The 22288-nt window shown below is 69.4% G+C and carries 20 protein-coding genes; 8 read left to right on the top strand and 12 right to left on the bottom strand.

All coding sequences use genetic code 11. The features are described 5' to 3' along the window. The first annotated feature begins 40 nt into the window (after nt 1–40). From ACIBO8_RS10170 to ACIBO8_RS10145, 6 genes are all read left to right on the top strand, one after another. Nucleotides 41–460, top strand: coding sequence for a hypothetical protein (locus ACIBO8_RS10170; RefSeq protein ID WP_396114824.1), 420 nt, complete (start codon nt 41–43; stop codon nt 458–460). A 1348-nt stretch (nt 461–1808) separates the two neighbouring features. Next, entirely contained in the window at nt 1809–3311 is a 1503-nt protein-coding gene (locus tag ACIBO8_RS10165; protein ID WP_396114823.1) for an SGNH/GDSL hydrolase family protein, read from the top strand. A 1160-nt stretch (nt 3312–4471) separates the two neighbouring features. Next, the gene (locus ACIBO8_RS10160; protein WP_396114822.1) at nt 4472–4636 is read left to right on the top strand and encodes a hypothetical protein; all 165 of its coding nucleotides are present in this window, start codon (nt 4472–4474) and stop codon (nt 4634–4636) included. 525 nt (nt 4637–5161) lie between these two features. Continuing rightward, a complete protein-coding gene (locus tag ACIBO8_RS10155) occupies nt 5162–5509 on the top strand; it encodes a hypothetical protein (RefSeq protein WP_396114821.1) in 348 nt (115 codons plus the stop codon). Nucleotides 5510–5856: 347 nt separating this feature from the next. Beyond that, a complete protein-coding gene (locus tag ACIBO8_RS10150) occupies nt 5857–6048 on the top strand; it encodes a hypothetical protein (protein ID WP_396114820.1) in 192 nt (63 codons plus the stop codon). After that, complete coding sequence (locus ACIBO8_RS10145) at nt 6039–6167, top strand: hypothetical protein (RefSeq protein WP_396114819.1); 129 nt, start codon at nt 6039–6041, stop codon at nt 6165–6167. The genes ACIBO8_RS10150 and ACIBO8_RS10145 overlap by 10 nt, the downstream gene beginning before the upstream one ends. Here the strand turns inward: ACIBO8_RS10145 and ACIBO8_RS10140 are convergent. Next, on the bottom strand, nt 6151–6645 hold the full coding sequence (locus ACIBO8_RS10140) for a hypothetical protein (RefSeq protein WP_396114818.1): 495 nt from the start codon (nt 6643–6645) through the stop codon (nt 6151–6153). The genes ACIBO8_RS10145 and ACIBO8_RS10140 overlap by 17 nt on opposite strands. Before the next feature lie 213 nt (nt 6646–6858). Between ACIBO8_RS10140 and mobF the strand changes: the two genes are divergently transcribed. Continuing rightward, nucleotides 6859–11154 carry a MobF family relaxase gene (gene mobF / locus ACIBO8_RS10135; protein WP_396114817.1) on the top strand — a complete coding sequence of 1432 codons (4296 nt, stop codon included), beginning with the start codon at nt 6859–6861 and terminating at the stop codon, nt 11152–11154. A gap of 69 nt (nt 11155–11223) precedes the next feature. Then, complete coding sequence (locus ACIBO8_RS10130) at nt 11224–12234, top strand: hypothetical protein (RefSeq protein WP_396114816.1); 1011 nt, start codon at nt 11224–11226, stop codon at nt 12232–12234. Between the two features lie 393 nt (nt 12235–12627). Here ACIBO8_RS10130 and ACIBO8_RS10125 read toward each other — a convergent pair whose 3' ends face one another. The 11 genes from ACIBO8_RS10125 to ACIBO8_RS10075 form a co-directional block, all read right to left on the bottom strand. After that, on the bottom strand, nt 12628–12921 hold the full coding sequence (locus ACIBO8_RS10125; RefSeq protein ID WP_396114815.1) for a hypothetical protein: 294 nt from the start codon (nt 12919–12921) through the stop codon (nt 12628–12630). A gap of 374 nt (nt 12922–13295) precedes the next feature. Then, nucleotides 13296–13991 carry a DUF981 family protein gene (locus ACIBO8_RS10120; RefSeq protein ID WP_396114814.1) on the bottom strand — a complete coding sequence of 232 codons (696 nt, stop codon included), beginning with the start codon at nt 13989–13991 and terminating at the stop codon, nt 13296–13298. A gap of 24 nt (nt 13992–14015) precedes the next feature. Further along, nucleotides 14016–14525 carry a MarR family winged helix-turn-helix transcriptional regulator gene (locus ACIBO8_RS10115; RefSeq protein ID WP_396114813.1) on the bottom strand — a complete coding sequence of 170 codons (510 nt, stop codon included), beginning with the start codon at nt 14523–14525 and terminating at the stop codon, nt 14016–14018. Nucleotides 14526–14789: 264 nt separating this feature from the next. Next, nucleotides 14790–15782 (bottom strand): hypothetical protein, encoded by a 993-nt coding sequence (locus tag ACIBO8_RS10110; RefSeq protein WP_396114812.1) that lies wholly within the window; start codon nt 15780–15782, stop codon nt 14790–14792. An 81-nt stretch (nt 15783–15863) separates the two neighbouring features. Beyond that, the gene (locus ACIBO8_RS10105; RefSeq protein WP_396114811.1) at nt 15864–16076 is read right to left on the bottom strand and encodes a hypothetical protein; all 213 of its coding nucleotides are present in this window, start codon (nt 16074–16076) and stop codon (nt 15864–15866) included. 74 nt (nt 16077–16150) lie between these two features. Then, nucleotides 16151–16417, bottom strand: coding sequence for a hypothetical protein (locus tag ACIBO8_RS10100; protein WP_396114810.1), 267 nt, complete (start codon nt 16415–16417; stop codon nt 16151–16153). Continuing rightward, nucleotides 16417–16725 carry a hypothetical protein gene (locus ACIBO8_RS10095; RefSeq protein WP_396114809.1) on the bottom strand — a complete coding sequence of 103 codons (309 nt, stop codon included), beginning with the start codon at nt 16723–16725 and terminating at the stop codon, nt 16417–16419. Before ACIBO8_RS10095 ends, ACIBO8_RS10100 begins: the two co-directional genes overlap by 1 nt. Further along, the gene (locus ACIBO8_RS10090) at nt 16722–17336 is read right to left on the bottom strand and encodes a hypothetical protein (RefSeq protein ID WP_396114808.1); all 615 of its coding nucleotides are present in this window, start codon (nt 17334–17336) and stop codon (nt 16722–16724) included. Before ACIBO8_RS10090 ends, ACIBO8_RS10095 begins: the two co-directional genes overlap by 4 nt. Further along, nucleotides 17336–19192 (bottom strand): type IV secretory system conjugative DNA transfer family protein, encoded by a 1857-nt coding sequence (locus ACIBO8_RS10085; RefSeq protein ID WP_396115603.1) that lies wholly within the window; start codon nt 19190–19192, stop codon nt 17336–17338. Before ACIBO8_RS10085 ends, ACIBO8_RS10090 begins: the two co-directional genes overlap by 1 nt. Then, nucleotides 19192–20760 carry a hypothetical protein gene (locus ACIBO8_RS10080; RefSeq protein ID WP_396114807.1) on the bottom strand — a complete coding sequence of 523 codons (1569 nt, stop codon included), beginning with the start codon at nt 20758–20760 and terminating at the stop codon, nt 19192–19194. The genes ACIBO8_RS10085 and ACIBO8_RS10080 overlap by 1 nt, the downstream gene beginning before the upstream one ends. Further along, complete coding sequence (locus ACIBO8_RS10075; protein WP_396114806.1) at nt 20757–22271, bottom strand: SCO6880 family protein; 1515 nt, start codon at nt 22269–22271, stop codon at nt 20757–20759. Before ACIBO8_RS10075 ends, ACIBO8_RS10080 begins: the two co-directional genes overlap by 4 nt. Between the last annotated feature and the right edge of the window lie 17 nt (nt 22272–22288).

The following is a 22288-nucleotide window of genomic DNA, read 5'->3' as shown; positions in this document are numbered from 1 at the left end:
GTCATCGAGCTGCGCCTCACCCAGAACGAAAGGATCGCCGATGAGCGCCTGGATCGTCAGTCGTGACCACCTCGACCTGCTACTGACCGCCGCCATCGCGTGGGAGATAACCCCACCAGGCGAGGCCGATAGGACCGGCCAGATGCTGTGGAAGGAGGACCTCGCCAGCGTCGCCTACCGCTATCCGCACGATCGCGACGGCGACCGGCCCGGCCCGATCGACTTCCGCGACGGGCACGTCGACACCTACCACTTCCAGCCCTACCCCGGCCAGGTCGACCCGGAGGTCGTCGCCGCAGCCACGGTCTCTCTGGCCTACCAATCCTGCGAAAACCTGGCGGGACGTCCAGCACCGCATGCCGGTGGACCACGCACCTCCGCGAGCAGGCAACCGCCCGCATCACGGCGTACCTCGACGAGCACGCCGTTGGGAACCGTTCACGAACGACGTCGACTCTAGGCCGAGCGAACAGCCCTTCTGACGATTCGACGGGCGAGCCCACAACGCTCCGGACCCTACGGAACCTCGGCAGCAACGTCGCTGGTCATGCGATACCTTGCTCGCGTTGGACCACCAGGTGTCGGGTCAATTCCCCACGGACAAGGCTCGCCACCGCTATTCCTATCCGCCCACCTAACGGCCTGTGTGCTGAAGCCTCCGAGTTCATCTCCACTACAGGGAATAGCGGCCTCGATCACGCTGCTCAACACCCACTCCGGCGCCCCAGCAGCGATCGTCTGCAGGTAGATCAACCGCTCGGGAGGCGGCGGTTCTGCTGCAAGGATCGTCCGCATGACTTCCGCCGGTGTGGGTGCCGGTGCCGGCTGAGGTGTTCCTGTCATGACCAAATCGTGCCTCATCCGGCATTCGCACACCGCTCGTTGAGCCAAACCGAGCGGCCGGATCCCCGAGGTCACCAGCCAGGACTCTGATGGGCTACATCAATCGCTGCAACGGCTCCACCCCAATGGCTCATGAGACAGCCGGATTCTGGAGAACGGCTCAACTGCTTCGGTGGCTGCGTGCGCGCCGGGCAGCGCCAATGGCTTCACCTCCTGCACGTGGCGCCCCAGCGATATGCCCGCGCCGAGGCCGAGGAGGAGAAGCTGCGTCAACAGCTGTCGGCGTACGGGTTCCGTTGCAGAGCCAGGTACGCCAAATTTGCAGAGGCCCGGGAGGGGAGCACTCGGCACGCCTCTACGGCGGACGGCCCAACGACCCACGTCCGCTACTCACGCTGAGTAGTCGATGGACGTGGGCTGTCGCGCGGATCGCGGCTATAACCGCGCGTCCGCCGCGGCCACCGGCCGTACCTAGCGAGACGGCCGCCAAGAGACCTCCGAACGCGGTGCGGCATGAGCGAGCGTTAGCAGCTCGACGGCCCAGTAGCCCACAGATGATGATGAGCGAGCCACGTGGTGCGTTGAAGGGTTGTTCGAGACCCTTAGCCGTCATACGAGCCATGATCCTCGTGGGCCGTCAGGTTGCTCTCTGGTGGCTGCCACCGAGCGCATACAGGTCCGACGCATGGCGGAACAACGAAGACGGCCCGAAGAGCACGCCTAGTCAGAGCTGGTTCGGTTGATTGCCGGCGGCTGCACGGCAGCCGCCGGTCGGACCGCGTAACGCCTTCGGGGTCGGCCGATCGTTGCGGCGACGGCGGCGGGTGATGTCCGCGTCGGGTGATTCGATGTCCTGCGCTCGGCCGGCTGGGCGGCCGGGCCGGGCCGTCGTCCGATGGCGAAGATCCGCGGTGTTGTTATCGACTAGGGGTGGCATCTGACGATTACCGGACAGGAGAGCTGCCGTGGCGCCGTCCTCGAAGCGCGTTCGATATCTGTTGGCGGTGGTCGTGGCGGCTGCCACGATCCTGGCTGGGGTGGCTCTGGCCGCGCCGGCCTCGGCGGCCAACGTCGACACCATGACGATGCCAGGAACCGGGACGCTCACTGTCGAGGTGACGACCACGCCGGCGGGGGACTACGACCCGCGGTGGATCATGTTCACGAGCGGGTCCGACGACTCGCTTTACTTGTGCGATACCGGATACTGCGCCGCGCAGACCTACACGACCCCGGTGCGCAACGCCGGGTCGGTCTTCGACTTCACACTCGGCGAGAACGACGGGGCGGTCCAGCTCTCCGGGGACAGCTACTTCGCCTTGCAGCGTCCTAGTGGCACCACCTGGGTCTTCACCCGGGCGGCGAACCCGTCGCATTTCACGTACACGGTCAAGCTGACGTTCACGGCCGGCGAGACGACGCCCACGCCCAGCACGAACCCCACTCCGACGGCAACGCCTACACCAACACCGACACCGGGCGAGACACCTACTGGCCCCGCCCCGCGCACCTACGTCGCGCTCGGCGACTCTTTCGCCTCCGGTGAGGGCGCCGAGGAGTCCGAGTTCGGCGGCACCACCTACCCCGACCCGAAGGTCCCCGGCTCTACCACCGGCTGCCACCGCTCCAGCACGTCGTGGGCCCACGACGTCGCGGCCAAGCTGGTCGGCCCGACCGTCGACAGCTGGGACTTTGTGGCCTGCTCGGGCGCGGTGGTCGACAACCTGTACGGCCTGAACAAGACTTACAGCGCCGTGACCGGCACGGCCGAGCCGGCTCAGCTGTCCTACGTCGACCGCCACACCTACCGCGCCACGCTCTCCATTGGCGGCAACGACGGCAACTACGCCAAGATTATCCGGGCCTGCGTCATTGACGTCGCCAACAACCAGTCCGACCACGGCTGTCGCCACAAGGGCAGCGCCGGCTACCGCCTGGCGCAGGAGGGCATGGACCGCTTCCGGACCGGCATCCCGGTGCCTAGCCTCGGCGCGGGCGCCACGAAGCAGCTCGCCCAGGTCTACTTCGACGTCGCCAACAAGATGGCCGCCGGCGGCCAGCTCGTCGTTGCCAGCTATCCCCGCATGTTCGCAACGTCCCGCCTCGGCTACCGCACCTTCGGCGTCAACTGCAAGGTCGGCACCGGCCTCGGCGGCGTCGGCGTCTACATCAGCTACGCAGACGCCCAATGGCTCAACGACCTCGCCGACGCCGCCGACGCCTACATCCGCTCCAGCATCCGCGACGCCAACGCCGCCCTCAAGCGCGCCCGCTCCACCGTCACTATCGACTACGCCGACTCCAGCGCCCAGTTCACCGATCACCGCCTGTGCAGCGGCTCCCGTTGGTTCAACGGCGCCGAGCTCACCTTCACCGTCCCACCGCGGGCCAAGCAGGTCAGTTTCCACCCCAACGCCCAGGGCCAGGACGCCTACGCCCGGGCGGTGCTGGCCAAGATCCGTCCGTAATCCCGCTCCGCCGCCCCACGGAGACGACCGGCCGGGCTAACCATCGCCACCCCGCCGCTTCTTCCACCGGCCGGGCCACCCCAAGGGCCACCGCGCCGCCGTCCGTCGCTTCACCGGCCGGGCGGCGGCGCCGTGCGGGCCGGCTGGCACACAGCGGGGCACTGCACCGCGCCCAGGCCCACCGGCAGCGTCGGTCCGGACGTCGGTGTCGAAGAGCTCTACCTGCTGATTCGCGGCCTAGCCCACACCACCCCAGCGACGCCAGTCCCGGCAGCCGTAATCGATCGTGCCGTCGAGGTCATCCTGGCCGGCTTCGCCACCCAATGACGCTCGGTCGGTCCGCCATGATCACATGCGTTCCCATCGGCAGATCCGGATGCGGCCCTGCACCGGCGAACGTCACGATCTGTAGTTGGTGATCCCGTGCGCTGGCGGTCGCCCGACCGCCAGCTCATCGCAACTGAACTTGCTGGCGTCGATGCCGCTGTGTACTCGATGGCGTACGCGGCTCTGCACTCTTAGCCGTACGCCGACAACAGCTCGGCGACGTCGCCATCCTCCGGGAGCGGTGCGCTGGTATCAGCTATCCGCTACCGCTACGCGAGCTGCGCCGCCGAGCAAACCAACGCGGCCACATCGGCTGACCCTGCGGCACGGCCAGCACCGCACGGCCGCCCGCCGAGCTAAGACCCGCGCACCGGCAGGTGAGAAGCCAGCTCTCCGCCATATGCCAGCCCGGCCGTGCAATATGTCGCCGGTCGCCCGGTCTGCCGGACACGTCAGCCGGCTCCTTCTGGCCCCCCGAGCACCGGTGGTGGGGGTGACGCGGACGCGACACTGCCGGCAGGCGAAGGACCGCCCTGATCATGGCTGCCACCTGACGGGATCTCGATGCGGTCAGCCGGTGTGGAACCGGGCCGCGTCTGCCAGCCCGAAGCGATGACCGACTCATCCGGCGGCGGCAAGCCCGGCAAAACATCCTGGAAGCGCAGCGGACCATACCCACCAACGCTGTGGACGCTGCGCTTCCAAGATCTCTTGACCGACGACCGGCTTGCCACCGGCAGGCCGCGCCGATCCCACCCCGGCTCGTCAGCGCGACAGCCCGGCTCCTCGCCGTCAGCCGCCCCACCTCGATCTGCCCGCCAGGAGGCGACGCCATGTACCAGGACCTGCCCTACGCCGACCGCCGTCAGCGCCGCGACGCCCGTGTCACCCGTCACCACCGCCGCTTCGTCCTGGCCGGCGAGAAGGAGGTCTTCGACCCGGCCAGCCCGAGCGACGCCCGCGAGTACCGCACGGTTGTGAACTACGGTCACCGCTGATCGACGGTGGGGGCAGGAGCTTCGGCTCCTCCCCCGTGCCGGCCGGCAACCGGGCGCACGCTCGAACTGGCTGCCGCGGCTGCGCTCAACCCGGCCGGGCCTTGACGGCCCGGTAGACCGGAAGCGGCCTGCGGCCGCGCTGCTTTTGAAAGCATCCTTTCGGCCACTGGCTGCGCCACGAGTGTAGGTTGCGCCCGCCGTCCACCAAATCCGCTACGGGCTCCTAAAACATTATGCAAACCCCGCACAATCTTTTACTCGAAACCCCCGCACCGAATTTGGCTCCCGTCGGCCACAACCGGGCGAGCAAGCTCGCCGCCTGCGGCCGAAAAAATGCCGAAGAGCGAAACCATCGCCGCTAGCTGCAACAACACTTTTTCGGCGCGCCAAAAGAAAGTGTCAAAAGGTTCGAGAACCACTTGTCGTTTATCGATATAAGTCGATAAATGGTGTAAGATGGAACTTAGCCAGGGAGGGCAAACCCTGGCGACGCTGATCAACACAACAACAGAAGGAAGCCACATCGTGAGCCGTCACGACCTCACCCCGCTCGACGCGGACACCGTCTCCTGCGTCATCGTTGGATGGGACCGCCCGCTCGGATCATTCTTCACGCACGTCTACCTCACCGCCGACGACAACGAGTTCGACGCGCCCACCTTCGAGATCGGCACGGACTTCCGTGCAGTCACCGACCCGGCCGCCGCGATCGACCTGGCAAGCATGTACGCCAAGGTGCCCGACGACATGAGCGCCACCCTCACCGCCGACGCGAAGCGGGAGGGGATCTGCGAGGCCCCCGCCGTTCTCGGCATCCTGTACGCAGCGGCAACCCCAGCGGCCAACACTGACGCGTTCCCCTGCCCGTTCTAAACGCACCGATGCCCGGGGACCGCCACGGTCCCCGGGCATCACCGCATTAAGCGAACACCTGCCCGCGCAGGCAACGTCGCTACGCGTATACCGCGCCGACGCGCATCGAGCCCGCCGACACGGCCTGCCGCGCCGCCCGCCCACGGCCGTACCACCACCGCAGCGAGCCGAAAATTGAGAGGCCGACGGCCCCTCTCGGGGACACCTCCGAAGAGGTGTACGGGCAAGTCCGCCGGCCAACGCTGACCAACACACCGACGCATAACGCCGGTAGAAAGGCCGCGACAAGCCTAACCCTCTCCGCGCGTCGCCTCAACACCACGACCACCGCCGAGACGGAGCCCACCATGCCCAGCGATCCCGCTCTCATGACAACTCTCGGCATCGACGAGTTCGCTGCACTCGCTGCCGACATCGAACCATTCACCGGCCCGGACCAACGCGACCACCCCGCCACGGCCCAGCGGATCGAAGCGATCTGCGGACGCTACGGCCTAGTCTTCACTGACGCATCCACACAGGAGACGCAATGCCGCTGATCAATGACGACAAGTGGAGACGCCGCGTCGCCCGGATCGGCCCCATCGTCGCCGTCGTGGGAGCCGGGCTCGCCCTCACCGCCGCCCTGCTCATACTCGCCCTCATCTTCCATCGCTAGGCGGCGCACCTGCCGACACTGCCGGACTCGCCGCCACCGTCACCGCCCCTGACGCGCCCTCGCCGCCAACCGACCTAGTCACCCCGGCCGAATCAGCACCTGACGCGGGCCGCCCGCTCCCACGGGGACGGCCCCGGCGCCGCACCACCGGAGCACCGTCGGTCAGCTCGCCCACCCGCGCACTGACGTCGTCAACCGATGCTCGCTGCTGACCCAGCCGCACCCGCGCCGGTGTCTCCTCCGTCAGGACCGCAGCAATATCCGGTGCCATCAGCGACGCCAGCACCGCCAACGCCACATCCACGCCGCGCTCCGCATCCGCCACCACCTCATCGAGTCGCGCGAGCTCCGCCGCGCGCCGCTCCTGCGCCAAGCGGACAGCCGCCCCCGCATCCGTCGCCGCTTTCAACGCGGCACGTTCCGCCTCATGCCGCCGCTGCAGCGCCTCAATAGCTTTGTTCGTTCCCTTGCTAGCCATAGCAACCACGTTACCTATTTCAAAGGCCAGACCTCCACACCTAGCAATCGTTGAATGTTAGTTGTAAATGGTCACCCAATCGTTCAACATTGCTCACACCATCTCTCATCAGCACAGATATCAGGTCACCCCCCTAACCCCTTCTCAGAACTAGCACACCCCCTGGCATTCCAATGTCGAAAAGGCGCTGCGCGGGTGCCTACGCTCGGCGGCATGCTCTCGGTAACCCGCATCTCCCCAGGGGCCGGGATCGCCTACTTGACGCAGCAGGTGGCCACCGGCCGGCATGACTTCCGGCCCGCCGCGCCCAGCGCAGTGGTGGCCTACCACGCCGATCCGAACGCGCACGGTGAGGCGCCCGGCTGGTGGGCCGGCCAAAGCCAATTCCTGTTCGGCGTCCACGGACAGGTCGCCGAGAAGCAGCTGCAAAACCTCATCGGCGAAGGTCGGCACCCGGACACCGGCGAACAGCTTGGCCGCCTCTGGCGCAAATTCCAGGCACTCGACGACGACGCCCGCCAAGCAGCCGTCGAGAATGCGTGGAAAGCACTACCCGCCGACGCCACCTACGAGCAGATCGCCCAGGTCTGGCTACGGATCTGGACAGCCCCGGAACGACACCCTGTCGCCGGATTCGACGTCACAGTTTCGCCCGTCAAAAGCGTCAGCCTGCTTTGGGCCTTCGGCGACAAGCAGGTCAAGCGCGAGGTGATGGCGTCACATCACGACGGCGTCCGCGCCGCCCTGGAACACCTGCGAGCGCACGGCGCGTTCACCCGGCTGGGCACCAATGGCATCGCGCAGGTCGACACCGACGGCCTCGCCGCCGCGGTCTTCGACCACCGCATGTCGCGGGAGAAAGACCCGCAGCTGCACTCCCACATCGTCGTCAGCTCCAAGGTCCGCGTCGTCCGGGACGGCCGCGCAACGTGGCTCGCACTGGACAGCAGAGCGTTCTACCAGGCCACCATCAGCGCCCGCATCGCCTACGAACGCGCCGTCGAACACCAACTGGGCCGACGCCTCGGCGTACGGTTCGCCGCCCGCGCCGGCTCCCCGATACGCGAAATCGTCGGGTTCGACCCCCGCACGATCCTGCATTACTCCAAGCGACGCACCGCCGTAGAGAACGAGCTCGACGAACGCCACAGCGACACCAGCACCGGCCGCGAACGGATCCCCATCGGACGGTGGCGGCGCTCCGCGCAAGAAGCCACCCTACGCACCCGCCGCCCCAAGGCCGGCCCGGAATCGACCGACGAAGCCGTCGCTCGGTGGCGGCGCGAAGACCAGCGGGCCGGATTCGACACCACCGCCGACGTCCGCCGAATCGCCGCAGGCCGCACGCTCGACCCTATCGACCAGCAGTCCCGGCAGGTCATCCGGCTCGCGCAACGGCACCGCGCCGGCGCGCGCCTCCGCGTCGAGGACTTGGACGCTGCAGCCGTCCGGCTCGCGCTGGACCACGACGAACAACGGCAACCGGTCGTCACGGCCGCGATCCGCCGGCTGCCGCACCTGGCCGTCGAACGCGCCGTCGACGAGCTCAGCGCCGAACGCGCCGTGTTCAGCATCGACCATCTCGAGCTGGCCATTGGCCGGCAGCTGCACGTCAGCCCGACTTCGGACCGCCGCTCCGATTGGCGGCAGGTGCAGCGCTACGCCGCCCACGCCGTCCGCACCCGGGCCGTCGGGCTCCGGGTACTGACCCCGCCCGCGCTACTGGAGTGGGGCGAAACGCTGGTGCGCGGCTCCGATCGGCAGAGCATCTACAGCCGGCACCGCGACCTGAAGTTGTCCACCGAGCCGGTCTTGGCCGCGGAGAAGGAGCTCGTCGCCTTCGCCGCCGGCCGCGGCGCCACGGCTGCACCTCGGGGGTTGCTTGATGCGGTTGCTGACCGGCTTGACCTGTCGGATGAGAAGCGCGCCGCGCTGCACTTCGCCGTCGGCGATACCCGCCGGGTCACCGGCATCGTCGGGCCGGCCGGCACCGGAAAGACCTATCTGCAGCGAGCCATTGGGGTTGCCGCGCGCGAGGCCGGCGTGCCGGTGCTCGGCCTCACGGTCGGGCAGAACGCCGCGTTCGTCCTCGCTGCTGCCACCCGCGACGGGGACCAGCCCGGCATCCGGACCGAGAACATCGCGATGTGGCTGCACGCCCAGACGATGCCGCCCGAAGGCACCACACCAACCGACTGGGGTTTCCAGCCAGGTCAGTGGGTCATCATCGACGAGGCGTCGCAAGCCTCAACGCTGGACCTGGTCCGCCTCAGCCAGCTCCTCGAACCCGTTAAGGGGAAGCTGATCCTGGTCGGTGACCCCGCGCAGATCTCCGCGATCGGGCCCGGCGGCATGTTCCGCTACCTCGCCTCCCTCGGAACCACCACGCAGCTGCGCGAGGTTCGCCGGTTTACCGACGCGTGGGAAGGGCCGGCCTCCCTGCGCTTGCGCGCGGGCGACACCACCGTGCTCGCCGAGTACGACCGCCGCGGCCGCATCATCGCTGGACACCGCGCCGACCTCATCAACCACGTCCTCGACGGCTGGTCGGCCGACGTGCTGCAAGGCCGCAGCAGCCTGATCCTCGTCGAAACCCAGGCCGAAGCCGCCGACATCGCCACCCAAGCCCGGCGCCTGCTCATCCGGGCCGGCATCGTTCAGGCCGGGCCCACTGTCACCCTCGGCGACGGCAACCACGCCGGTGTCGGGGACCTGATCGTCACCCGCCGCAACAACCGCACCCTGCAAGCGGGCGACGCGTTCGTCGCCAACCGCACCCAATGGCGCATCCTCGAACTCGGCCCGGACGGCGCCCTGCTCGTCGAGAACCCGACCAGCCACGCCACGACCGCGCTGCCTGCCGAGTACGTCGCGGAGCACGTCCAGCTGGCCTACGCCGCCACAGTCGACTCCGCTCAGGGCCGTACCGTCGACGTCGCCCGCGCCATCGTCGACCAGGCCACCACCCGCGCCCGGCTCTACGTCATGGCCACCCGCGGCCGGCTCCTCAACCAGCTTGCGGTCGTCACTGCCGACGAACCCCCCGAAGCCCACCCACTGGCGCCGGCCACCGCCGGGATCACCGTGCTCACCGGGATCCTGCGCGACGACGGCATCGACCGCTCCGCCACCGAAACGGAACAAACTCTGTGGGCCGACGCCGACGCTCTGCGGCACTGGGGGCCCATCTACGACGACCTCACCGCCCGCGCCAGCATCGACCAGTACACCGCTGTCGTGCGCGGTGTGGCCGGACGAAGAGTCGCTGACAACCTCGCCGCAGATCCCGCCATGCCCGCCCTTGCTGGCCGCCTGCACGCCCTGGCCGCCGCCGGCTACGACCCCGCGCAGGTGCTCGCGGCCGTCGTGTCCGAACGCGAACTTGCCAGCGCGCGCGATACCGCCGCGGTGCTTGCCTGGCGCATTGATCAGGCATACCAGGATTTGCAGCCCGACCCGGCTGTCGCGCTCAGTCCCGCCCAGGCCGGCACCTACGCCCAGCGCGTACCCGCCGTCGACGCCGACATCGGTGATGCCCTGCGCCAGGTCGCGGCCATCTGCGACGCCCGAATCGACGCCCTCGCCCAGCAGGCTGCCGCCGAACAACCCACCTGGGCCACCGCGTTGGGAGCGTGGCCCGACGATCAGGCCCGGCGCCGCCAGTGGACCAGTCGCGCCGCCGTCGTCGCTGCCTACCGTGATCGCTACAGCATCACCGGCGACGACCCGAGCGGTCCCGAACCCTCGACCCGCGACGTCGGTAGATGGGGTGCATGGCAGCGCACGCAGACCGTCCTCGGCGTTGCCACGCTCGCCGGGCAGATCCACTCTGCCACCGACGGGCAGCTCCGCGCGCTCATCGCCGCGCAACGCGACGCCGACCAGAACGCTCCCGCCTACGTCGCCGGGCAGCTCCGCGCGGCTCACACTCAGCTCGTCGGCGCCGAGAATCACCTGCGCGACGCTCGCGTCGACCTGGCTACCGCGCAGACCGCTGCTGCGTCCGCGAGCCGGCACGCCGACGCATTGAAGCCGCGGTGGTGGCACGCAGGTCCCCTGCAGACCGGGGCCGCGATCCGCCACCAGGAGGCCCGCGCCGATGCGCTGCGCGCCAGCATCACCGTAGACCAACTACGAGACCGGCTCACCTCCGCCCGCGGACGCATCGAGGCCGTCCGCGACCGGGTACACGACCTCGAGGACCGGCACCAGAGCTGGGCCCGCTGGTACGACGAGGCGCTACCCACCCGCTACGCCGGGCTTGCCGCCGCCGCCGAGGCCGCCCGCCGTGCGCAGAACCTCGCCGAGGGTGCCAGCAGCCTCGCGGACACTGTGCGCGTCACCGCGGCGCGCGTGCACGCCGTCGACGCCACCCGCCCGCAACCCCACGCCCGGCCCGTGCCCGAGCACCTCACCGCACACGCCGAAACCACACGCCAGCGCGTTTTCGAAGACCCCGACCTCGGCGCACCCCCCGACCGCTCCGAGCCGGAGGCAGACCATGCCTGAAACGCCCAGACTCGACCGCATGACCCGCTCGACATGGGCGCCGGCCAGCCGGCGTAGCCGGATGCGGGCATGAGCACGCACCCCGTCGCGTTCGTCGACGAAGCTTTCATCCGGCTGCACCAGCATCCCGGGGCATACCTGTTCGCCGCCGTCCTCGTCGACGCCGACGAACTGCCCGACGTCATCGACGCCGCCCGCCAAGCCGCCGGCCCCCACGCAGAATTCCACGCCAGCGACCTCTACCGACGCGGCCACATCCAACCCATCGAAGACATGCTCGACACCACCGAAGCCCACGCCGGCTGGACCCTCATGATCGCCCAAGCGCCCCTCGGCGATCACCAGGAAGCCGCCCGCCAAGCAGCCCTCACCCAACTACTGCGCCAGCTCAACGACCAGAAGGTCCGCGACGTCGTGTTCGACACCCGCGCCAGCCCCCGCGAGCAACTCGACACCCAGCTAAAAGGCCGAAAGATCAACCCGAGCGATCTGCCCGACATCACCACCTACCGGCGACTCGTCCGCGGCCAGCACATCAACGCCCGCATGCGCCTGCACCACGTCGACGACCGGCACCAACCCGCCCTGTGGCTACCCGACGTCACCGCCTGGGCATTCCAGCGCGCCCTGGTCTTCGACGAACCGCAATGGTGGAGCCGGGTCGCGAGCGTCGCCACCATCCACGACGCCGCGACCGGCAGAGAACTCTCCCTGACACACGACAGGACCGCTCCACCCACAGGCGAACGCGGTCCCCAAATCCAGAGCCCAAGTGCTCAGAACTCGTTGTCGTCGACCTCATTCTATACGCTCAACGGCGGCACCACGAACCGCGCACAAGGGCCCGGCTACCTCTACAACACCCTGCTCACCCAGGCGATGGAAGCGCTTCACGCCAGCATCGCCGCCCTCTCGGTGAATGTCGACCGACTAACCACCGGGATTTCCGCGACCGCCCAGGACCGTGCACTACCGGGCCGTTCTCACCCGGACGACGCAGACGCTGGGAGTCTCGATGCAGGGAACCGGGACGAGGGTCCCGCCACGCACCGAGAGTCGAACGAGCCCGAGCCCGGCTGACAACTCGTCCATTTCTGGGCCGGCGCTCGGGCCGTTGAATGATCCCCGAGCTGGTGGACGACCGTCGGCTTGACCGCGGGCCAGCATGGTCCTCCGCCGTTTCGCACATGCTCCATGAGGTCAGGTCCGCGGGATCAGGCGACGTCGCGGCGGACCCTGCCCTCGCAGGCTGTGCGCGCTGCATCTAACGCGGATGCGTCGCGGGAGATCAGAGTAGGGCAGCACGCCGCGAAGGACCGTGCGGGCGAGCGCCGAGAGGACGCCCATCACAACACGGCATCATCGCAACGACCGGGACAGACTGCGTCACCTTTTCGGCGGGGCGGACCGAGCGGCCGAACCTACATGCCTCGGCCGCTCCGGCGAGGTGCGTCGGAACGGCCGAGGCTGCTCTCATGGCTGGCGCAGTGTGGTGAGGACATCTCGCGCACAGGCAACGAGCAGGCGTTGAGTGTCCACCTGTTCGGTGACAGCGCTGTTCACCGGAATGAGCGCGATGTTCAGATAGAGGTTGCCGTCGTACGCCAGCAGATGTGGGCCGATGGTGGGGTCGGTGTAGACGGCGGCCTGCTGGCCGAGCCCAGGCACATTGGTGACCGCGGTCGACCTCTGCTGGGCGCCTCGCATCCCTTCGTAGAACGCCTGCGCCGACCTGGCCTTGCTGATCATGACCTCCAGAGAGATCAAACTACGCATCCCAGCGCCCCCGTATTGGTGATTGCAGGTTGCGATCGAAGAGGAGCTGGTGTCGCTGAATCGGGGTTGTCCCAGGCTGCCAGCGTCAACGCCCAGTTGGCGGGTGAGACGTGTGTGGTCCAGCGCGCTGCATACGTCACGCCGGTTGACGTAGTGAGCTGCGATGGTGGCGCTCGGTGCCGGCCCGTCGGAATGCACCACAGACGTCGATGCGCTAGTCGTGGGCTGGGTGGTGCTACCTGTGTCACGGCACGCGCCAGTTGCAAACGCCAGGAGCACGGCCGCGGCCGCGCGGGTAGCCGCGGTGAAAGATGAGGTCGCCATGAGTCGCCGCCGTCCGGGTGGATGCGCAGAAGTCACGGGCCCTACCACCGGTAACCACTGCCGTCGGTGAGGTTCACGACCATGCCGGTGTGGGTGTAGAAGTTCATCGCGGAGAACAGCGCGAGGCCGATGCCGGCGACCGTCCAGGCCCAGTACAGGACCTGCCAGCTTCGGTGGCTGCCGGGCCGGGCCGCGAAGGGGAACAGCAGGCAGCCCAGCGCGGCAGCGCCGTAGAGGACGGCGAAGAAGGTGTTCTCGATGGCCGGGTGCTGGTGCAGCAGCCCGGTGACAGGTTCTTCGGCGGGTGCGGCGCTGATGACGTCGAAGCGCAGGATGGCCAGGGTGCACCAGGTCATGACGAGCCCGAGGAGGAAAACGATGATGCCGACGGGCCCTAACGCGTCCGGAAGCCGGTCGGGGGCGAAGGACGACGCGGTCCGGCTGATCCGCCACGCGGCGGCCAGCAGAAGCACGCCGAGCAACAGAGCTGGCTCACCGAAGACGGTGTCGATGTACGGCTTGGCTTCGGCGAGCGGGTGGGTGATGGTCATGGCGCCGCCGAGCCCGGTCAGGAGGACGCCGAGGACGCCGAACGCGGCGGCCCAGCCGCTGTGGTCGGCCGGTGCGCGCACCAGGGGCATGGGCATGCGTTCGTTGCGCAGCCAGGCCCAGTAGCGCGGGACGAGGATCAGCGCCGCTGCGGCGGCGACGCCGATGAGGGTGTTGTACATGATCATGCGAGGGCTCCTGCCAGGTGAGGGTCATCGGTGGTGTGCGCTGATGAGGTGCCGTAGGACGGTGATGTCGTGGCGGTCGGCGCCGGTGTCGGTGTCGGTGTCGAGCAAGATGTTCAGCTCGGCGATGAGCTGAGCGCGTAGTTGCTGGTTGAGCGCCCAGCCCGCCGCGGTGGGTGCCAGTAGGGACCGGCGGCGGTCCGTTGTGGGGATGCTGCGGCGCAGCAGTCCGCGTTTGATGAGGGCGGCCGCGGAGCGGGTGACAGAACCTTTGGAGACGTGGGCCAAGGCGGCGACGACGCCGGTGTCGACCGGGCGGTGCATAACGGCCAGGTGCAACACGTCGTAGCTGGTCCAGGTCAGGTGAGCGTCGTAGAGGACGGTGACCTCGAGGTGGTGGCGGGCGAAGTTCGCGGTGCGGCACAGCGCGGCGATGCGATCCAGTCGTCCCGGTCCGTCGTCGTTGCCTCCGGTGCCCGGCGGCGCGGCCGCCGCGGCGGCGGTGAGGTCGGCGATACCCGACAGCTTTTGGCTCATGTCGAAACTCCGATTCCCGGCCCGAGCACCGGTGGCGGGTAGGGCTGGGGCTGGGGCTGGGGCTGGGTCTTGGTGTGGCGGTGGTGGTCACCACTGATCCAGTCCGCCAGCCTGCGCGTGGGCCAGAACTGGTGCGCGTCGTCAAGCCCACCCACCGTGCTGGGCAGGCGCCGGGTGTGCCGGGCGGGTCGATGGCTCGCTGTGGGAAGGTGCATGGTCGTGATCCTTTCCGTAGGGTTGCCTGTAGACGGCCGATGCCGGCGGTCACTCGACGCTGATGTGGACGTGGTTGGTGTGCCATCCGCTCGGGTCGTCGCCGCCGAAGGGGTTGTTGTAGGCGCGCCAGCCTTCGGAGCGGGTCCAGATCCGGCGGAACCAGATGACGTATTTGATGGCGAGGCGATCGGCGTTGGCGACCGCCCATGCGGCCATCGCGTCGCCGCGGGCTTTCTGGGCTCCGGACGCTTCGCCGCCGGAGGTCATCATGAAGTCGCAGGCGCGGCCCTTGGGATGTTCGCCGTGATCGTCGACGCGGTAGCAGCCCGGCTTGGGGAACCCGGCCGCTTCGGCCTGTTGTACGAGGTGCAAGGTGCGTGGTGTCAGGCAGCCGGAGCCGGTGGTCGGGTCGGGTCGGATGGTGCAGCCTTCGTCCGGCCAGGAGCCGTCGGGGTTGCGGGTGACCGGCTGCGCTATCGCCGCGCTGGTGGCTGAGCAGTCGGTTGCGCTGCCGACCGTGACGCCGAGCTGCTGGCTAAGTGTGGTGGCGTCGTCTTCCCACTTCGCGTAGGCGTCAGGGTAGGCGGAGCCTTGGACGGCTTGCGCGGCCTCGGTGAGCGGCATGGTCTGCCACCCGCGGATCGTGGCGAGTTTGTCGTAGAACTTGCCGGCGGCGTAGACGGGGTCGCCGATCTGGGCCGGGGTGCCCCAGCCTTGGCTGGGCCGTTGCTGGAACAGGCCGATGGAGTCGCGGTCCCCGCCGGAGAGGTTGCGCAGCCCGGACTCTTGCATGGCGGTTGCGAGCGCGATGACTTGGCCGCGGGCCGGGATGCGCCGTTCGGCGCCGACGCTGACGATCGTGCGTGCGTTGGCCAGTTGCTCGGCGTCCCATTGCCCATTGGACTGGCTGCTGACTGCCGGCGCAGCGGGCGCGGGGACGCACTCGTCGTTGACGGTGGTCAGCACCAGCAAGGGCCCGGCGAGGCAGCAGCCGACGAGCAGGAAGGCGCCCGCCACCAGGGCGACAACGCGGCTACTCATGGCCGCCGCCGGGTGTGCAGGCAGCGGATCCTGACGACGCGACCCCAGGGTCAGCAGGGTCGGCCAGTCGGGTGGGCTTCGTCATGGCACCGGCGCCGGGCGGGCGTTCTCGATCAGCCACCGACCGCCGCTGCTGGCGACAGTCACGCGCGTGGGCCCAGCGTCGGTGGGCACGTCGGCGACCATGACGGCCGGGTCCGCCGAGACCAGACGTGGGCTGCCGATCATGACGTGAGCCGAGACGTGCGCCGGATCGGTGTCCGCGAGCAGCTGGGCGTAGGGCGGCGTCAGCATCGGCTGCAGCCCGCCGTTACGGCGACGGCGAATCCGCAGACGAGGGCCACTCGCTGGCGGATCATGCCGGTTCCTCACCCTTCACAGGCCAATTTGCCGAGGGCGTCGTTGGCGGTGGCCGCCATGTCACGCAGCTGGCCGTGCAGAGTGGTCAGCGCGGTCTGGCGCTGCTCGCTGGTGTAGGCGGTGTGTGCCTCGAGCAACGCGCTGTTTACGGCGGCGCCTTGACCGTCAAGCGCCCGAAGGATGTCGAGGTAGCTCAGGTAGTCGCCGCCGGCCATGCGGCTGGTGGCCGCATCATGCGTGACGTCGCCGCCGTGGGCGAGGATGTGGCCGGGCATCAGTGCTCCAGGCCGGGGTCGTCGTAGATGTCGGGGTCGTAGTCCCCGTCGAGTCGGCCGTCGGTCTCCCCGTCGAGGCGCTCGCGTTCCTCGTCGGCGTATTCGGCGGCGCGGTAGTGGTCTTCGGCGTCGTATTCGGCGTCCAAGTCGCTCACGGGTTCGGTCTCCTCTGGCTGCGGTGTTCGCTCATCGGCTTCGGGGTCGGTGATGCGCTGGTAGAGGTCGTCGACGTCGCGGTACATGGCCCGCAGGACGGTGTTGAGGCGGTCCCAGGCGGCGTCCGAGGTCACTTCGGCGGGCATGGTCATGACGTCACCTCCTGCGGACTACCGGCCGGCGCAGCGCCCGGGCGGCCGGCGAGGTCGGCGTCAGCGACCAGCAGGGCGGCCTCACGCCAGGCGTCGGGCCAGTTGAGGTCGAGGTGCCGGTCGTTGTGGGTGCCGTTGCGGCAGCGGGTGTAGTCGTCGAAGTCGCGCAGCCGTATCCGGGCGCGGGCGAAGCGTTCGTGCCACAGCAGCGGCCCGTCCGCCGACGCCGTGTCGTCGTACGCGGTGTGCCAGGCGGCGGCGAGCGCGGACAGTTCCTCGATCAGTGGCGGGTGCTGGTACCAGCAGGCTGGGATTTCTTCGACGAGTTGGTAGCGGTCGACGGCCCAGTCGACCCAGTCGATCAGCCACGCCCACGCCTGCGCGGCGGCGTCGCGGTCGAGCTCGGCCCAGCGCAGCGGCCACGGCATGCTCTGCGGGGCCTTGCGTGGTCCGGCGCTGGCGCTGCGGCCGACGGTGTCGGCTAGGGCGAGGTGTTGCTGGTGCAGCGTGTCGACGGCCTCGGCGAGCCGGGCCACGGTCGCGGCGAGCTGCGCGACCGCGACCATGTCCGCCGGTGGGTCGTCGGGCAGCTGGAAGTCCAAGGCGTCCATCAGGCGGCCTCGGCGAGTCGTCGGCGGAAGGCGTCGCGGCCGGCGGTCAGCTCGCCGGCGTCGGGGCGTTCCCACCACGCCGGTACGGCGAGCTCGACCGGGGGCAGGTTGCCGACCAGGGCGAGCGCGCGGCCTTCGGGCAGGGTGCGCAGGTCGGCCAGATCCAGGAGGTTTTCGCGGCGGGTGCTTTCGTTGATCGAGGCACGGCCGCTTCCCCAGGAGTGGCTAGAGGTGATGTCGGTGACCTGTCCGGCCAGGGCTTGGGCGTCGCGCATGCCGGTGACGTCGCTGCTGCCGCCGATGAGCAGCCGGGCGCTGGCGGAGTCGGCGATAGCCCGGCCGCCCTTATCGCCCCACCGTTCGCGGAGCTGATGCAGGTTCTGGGCGAAGACGCTGACGGCGATGCCGGAGCCGCCGCCCTCATTCATCAGCGACGGCAATGACGGCAGCGGCGCGATGTTGGTGATCTCGTCGCCGATGAAGTACAGCGTCGGTTCGATCCGTCCACCCGGTGCGGTCAGGGCGAGGCGTTTGGCCTGGTAGAGGATGTCCTCGCTCAAGGCGGCGAGCAGCGGCGCGATCAACGCTTGGGCGTCGCGGGTGCCAACCAGGTAGATGGTGCCGGACTCGCGCAGCCAATCGATGGGCTTGAACTGCGTGCCGCGCGGCGGTGAGCAGGCGGTCAGCACGCGGGGGTCGTTGAACGCGTCGAGGGCGCCCGAGACGACGGTTTGGATGGTGTCGCGGGCCCGGCCGCTGGTTTCGCGGTGCCGGGCGAGCCGGTCGGCCCACGCGTCGACGCCGTGCGCGCGCAGGATCCGCTCGGGGCGTGAATTGGCCGGGTTCTGCGACCAGGCGAGGACATCGAGCATGGTGGCGTGCTCGTCCAGGGCGGCGGCGTGCAGCAGGCCCCGCAGGATGGTGGCGGCTTGGTCGCGGAACCACTTGCCGTTCTCCACGCTCTCGTCGCCGATGCCGGAGCCCGCGGCGAAACCATTGGCCCGGAGCATCGCGACGATCTGGTCATCGGCGCCTTCGATCGGCGACCATGCCATGCGCGGTACACCGCGGATCTCGCCTTGGGGCTCGAAGATGTAGGTGGGGCCGATCGCGGCCCGGCGGTCGTAGGTGATCTCGGCGACGTCCAGCCGGGTCGAGGTGGTGATGACCGCGCCACGGGCGTCAGCGACCGCGGGGATCACGTAGCGGGTGGTCTTGTTGCCGAAGCGCGGCACCGCGGCGGCGAGCAGGGTGTATTCGTTGGCCAGGTAGAGCGGCTGGCCGCTGGTGGCGTCGGTGCCGAGGAACCGGGCGACCTCGAGCGGGTCTTGGCGGCGGGCGGTCTTGGTCGCCCGGGTGAGCTCGTCGTCGGAGTCGAGGATGGCCAGGCCGGGACGCACGACGCCGACGCGCTTGCGGACCGCGTCGGCGGTCAGCGTCCGGTGCAGGTCAGCGTGGGTGGCGAAGCCGCTGCGGCGCATCCGGGTCTTGGCCAGGTGCAGCGCCGGTGCGCCGATCCCGGCGAGGATGCCGAAGAACGTGAGTGCCCACAGCGGATACAGCAGCCACGGCCCGCCGATGACCGCGTGGGCGGTGGCCGGCCACGCATCGCCGGGGTGGCTCAGGTGCGCGGTCAGGCGCACCACGATCCCGGGGGCCTGCCCGATCGTGCTGTCCGCCCACCGATGGTGAGCTAGCAGGGCGGACAGCTGACCGGCCGCCCATAGTGACACCACCCCGACCACGGCGACGACCGCGAACAGCACGAGCAGGATGAGCCGGCCGAGGATGTCGGCGCGGGCCCGGCCTTGCCGAGGTGGGCGGTACCCGGGTGAGGACAGCGGCGGGCGGGCCATCACGCGGCCGTTCCGTCGGTGGCGGCGGCCAGGCGGGCGTCGTAGTCGGCGCCGTCGACCGGTGCGGCCGGCTCGTCGGTTTCCATGCGGCTGTCGGTGTGCACCATCGCCGTCTCCAGCCGGGACAGCTGGTGTTTGACGACGAAGGAGCGGGTGCCGATCTTCCACAGGCCGACGCCTTGGCGCAGGAAGCGCATCAGGTCGGTCTCGACGTCGGAGGTGCCGAGGAACTCGCGGGCCTGTTCCAGGCTGCCGGCGGCCTGACGGTAGGAGACGCGCACGCCGGAGTCCTCGATCAGGCCGCGGGCGATGCGGACCTGTTCGGAGTCGGCCGATCCGGACGCCGCCAGATCACTGAAGCGGTGGAAGGCCAGGACGTTGGCGATGCCCAGCGCCCGGGCCAGCTTCAGCTGTTCGCGCATGCGCCGGATCAGCGGCAGGTGGCGGGCGATGAGCGCGAACTCATCGTAGAAGCACACCCGCGCCGGGGCGTCCGGCGCCGATAGTTCGGTCTCCAGCCAGGACTGGGCGCAGGTCATCGCCATCGCGGTCAGCTGGTCGCTGGCGCGGATGGTGCGCAGGTCCAGGATTGCCCCGGGCTGGGTGAAGTCCAGGCGGGCATTGGATGCGACCGGGCCGTCGAACACCCCGCCGAGTGCTCCGGAGATGAGCCTTTCCATGGCCAGACGCACGCGCCGGGAATCATCGATGAATACGGTGATGGGGTAATGGAGCCCGTCGAGGCGGTGCGCCCACAACTCAGGCTTTCCCATGGCGGCGAGGACCACGCTCAGTGTGGGGGTGGCCATTCGATCGGCGGAGGCGTCGTGTTCGCGGGTGACGGCGTCGACGGCATATTCCACCAGCGAGCGTTCGGCTTCATGCAAGGGTCCGCCGAGCTGGATCTCCAAGAGTCCTTCGAGCAGCAGCAGCCGGCGTGAGCGCTGCAACTGCCGCCATTGGGCCTCGGTCTGCTGCGGATGCCGCCGGATCCCTGCCAGGGGGTTCATGATGACGCCCAGGCCGGGGCCGATACGCACCGGGGCGATGCCGGCAGCGGCGGCGAGCTGTTCGTATTCACCCTTGTAGTCGGTGCCGTAGAAGCGAGTGCCGAACGGGATACCCCGGAATGCCAGGGTCTTGAGCAGCGATGATTTCGCGGAGCCGATTTCGCCGGTGACGACCATGTTCGGGGCGGTGATGACTTTCGCCCGGTACAGCTCGTGCAGGCTGAAGGTGAACGCGCTGCGGGAGTAGACCTCCAGGCCGATCAGCGGCCCGTCGACGGGCAGGCCCGGGTCGGACACGAACGGGTACACGCTGCACAGCTGGGCGGAGGTGGTGGTCAGCGGCGGTAGTTGCATCTGCCAGAACACCCGCCCGGCAGTGCGGCCATAGGCGCCCCGCCGGTCGACCGGCACTGGACCGAGCAGCCGGTCCTCCTGCCGCGCCAGCGTGCGCTGTTCGCGCTCCAGTGCGGCCTGCTCACGGGCGAGGTCGCGGGCGGCGGCCCGCTGCTCGATACGGTCGGCCAGGGAGCCTTGGCGGCGCAGGACCCGGCGGCTCACGCGGACCACCCCCGGGCGGGCTTCAGCCCGCGCGCCAACGGCAGCGCCCCGGCGGCGAACGCCTGGTCCTGCTCCCCGGCCAGGACGATGGCCTCGCATCCGACGCGCGACAGGATCCGTTTCACTGAGCGCACGTCCCGGTCGAGGTCCGGCATGGTGGGCGCGGTGACGGTGATCAGCAGCGCGTACCGGTACCGCACGTGCCCGGCGGCCTGCTCCCGGTCGATCTGCTCGACCGCGCGGGCCTCGTCATCCTCCCGCGCAGTCCGGACCAGCCGCAGTTTGCGTTTGGTGACCTCGTCACCAGCCCGCGACACCTTCTCCCGGCGGGTGGCCAGCTGCGCCACCGCGGCAGGGACCGGCTGGGCGACCAGGGTGACCGTGCGGCGGCAGGTGGTGCGCATGTAGAGCGGGCTCAACCACGTAGCGGCGACCAGTTGCCGGGGCATCTGCGCCACCCACAGGGTGCGGGAGTACGCCGAGTCGTGCTGGTAGGTGTTCCAGCCCACCGTGCGGGCGGCGACCGGCCCCGCCAATCGTGGCTCGACTCCCGCCGCGGTCGGACCGCCGGTCGGGGCGGTGCCGGCGCGCAGGTCGACGACCTCCTGATCATCGGGCTCGAACTGCGTACGGATGACGGCGGCGTACGCGCGCGGTGACAGCCAGCCCCCGGTGGTGATCCCGGCTTCCATCACGGCGGACTCGATACCGGTCAGCCGGTCCAGCACCACCGCAGCGATCGCCGCGTCCGTCCCGCCAGCCTGGGCGATCTCCCCGGACAGCCGGGCGACGTCGAACACCACCGACAGGTAGATCTCATGGCGCTGCGCCGCCGGCGCCGCCGCCGCGGTCAGCTGCGCCAGCGACCGGTAGGCGTCGCTGCTGGAGTCGACGGCCCGGTTCACCAGGAACCGCTGGGCCGCGTTGCCGGTGTCCGGCACCGCGCGGGAGGTCACCGACCATCGGATCAGGCCGGCGTCGGCGTACTCACTGCCGAGAATGTTGAGCAGCTGCGCCCAGTCGGTGAGCCGCTGCGCCTGGACGTCGCGGTCGGCCAGGATGAGGTTGGTGCCGTAGCACGCGAGGGCCGCCGTCATCGTCTTCTCGCGGCGGTGGTGCAGCAGCCCGATCTGTGTGGTGCCATCCGACGCGGTCGCGGTGAGCCATACGTAGGCGGCGGCCGGGCCGGGCAGGTCCATCCACTGCTCGACGCTGTTTGGCGCGTAAGGGCCGCCGCGGTATTCGCTCTGCCCGGCACGGCGTTGCAGCAGCGCTCCGATGACGACGGGAGCCCACTCAGTCACCCGGCGGCCCTTGAACCGCAGCAGGCCCACCGTCACCAGCAGTACGCAGCACGCCAGCGCTCCAATTGCGAGCCCGCGGTGCCCGGCCACCAGCAGGTTGAGGGCCACGACGGCGGCGATGACACCGGCCATAACCAGCGCGATCTGGGACCAGGCGAACCCGAGGACCGCTCCGCGCGTCGAGCGCGGCGGGAACTGGAACTTCATCGGTTCTTCTCTCCGTC

This window comes from Actinoplanes sp. NPDC049681, assembly GCF_044465265.1.
GTDB lineage: Bacteria > Actinomycetota > Actinomycetes > Mycobacteriales > Micromonosporaceae > Actinoplanes.
Note: the sequence above shows the minus strand (reverse complement) of the source record. Positions and strands in the feature narration are given on the sequence as shown.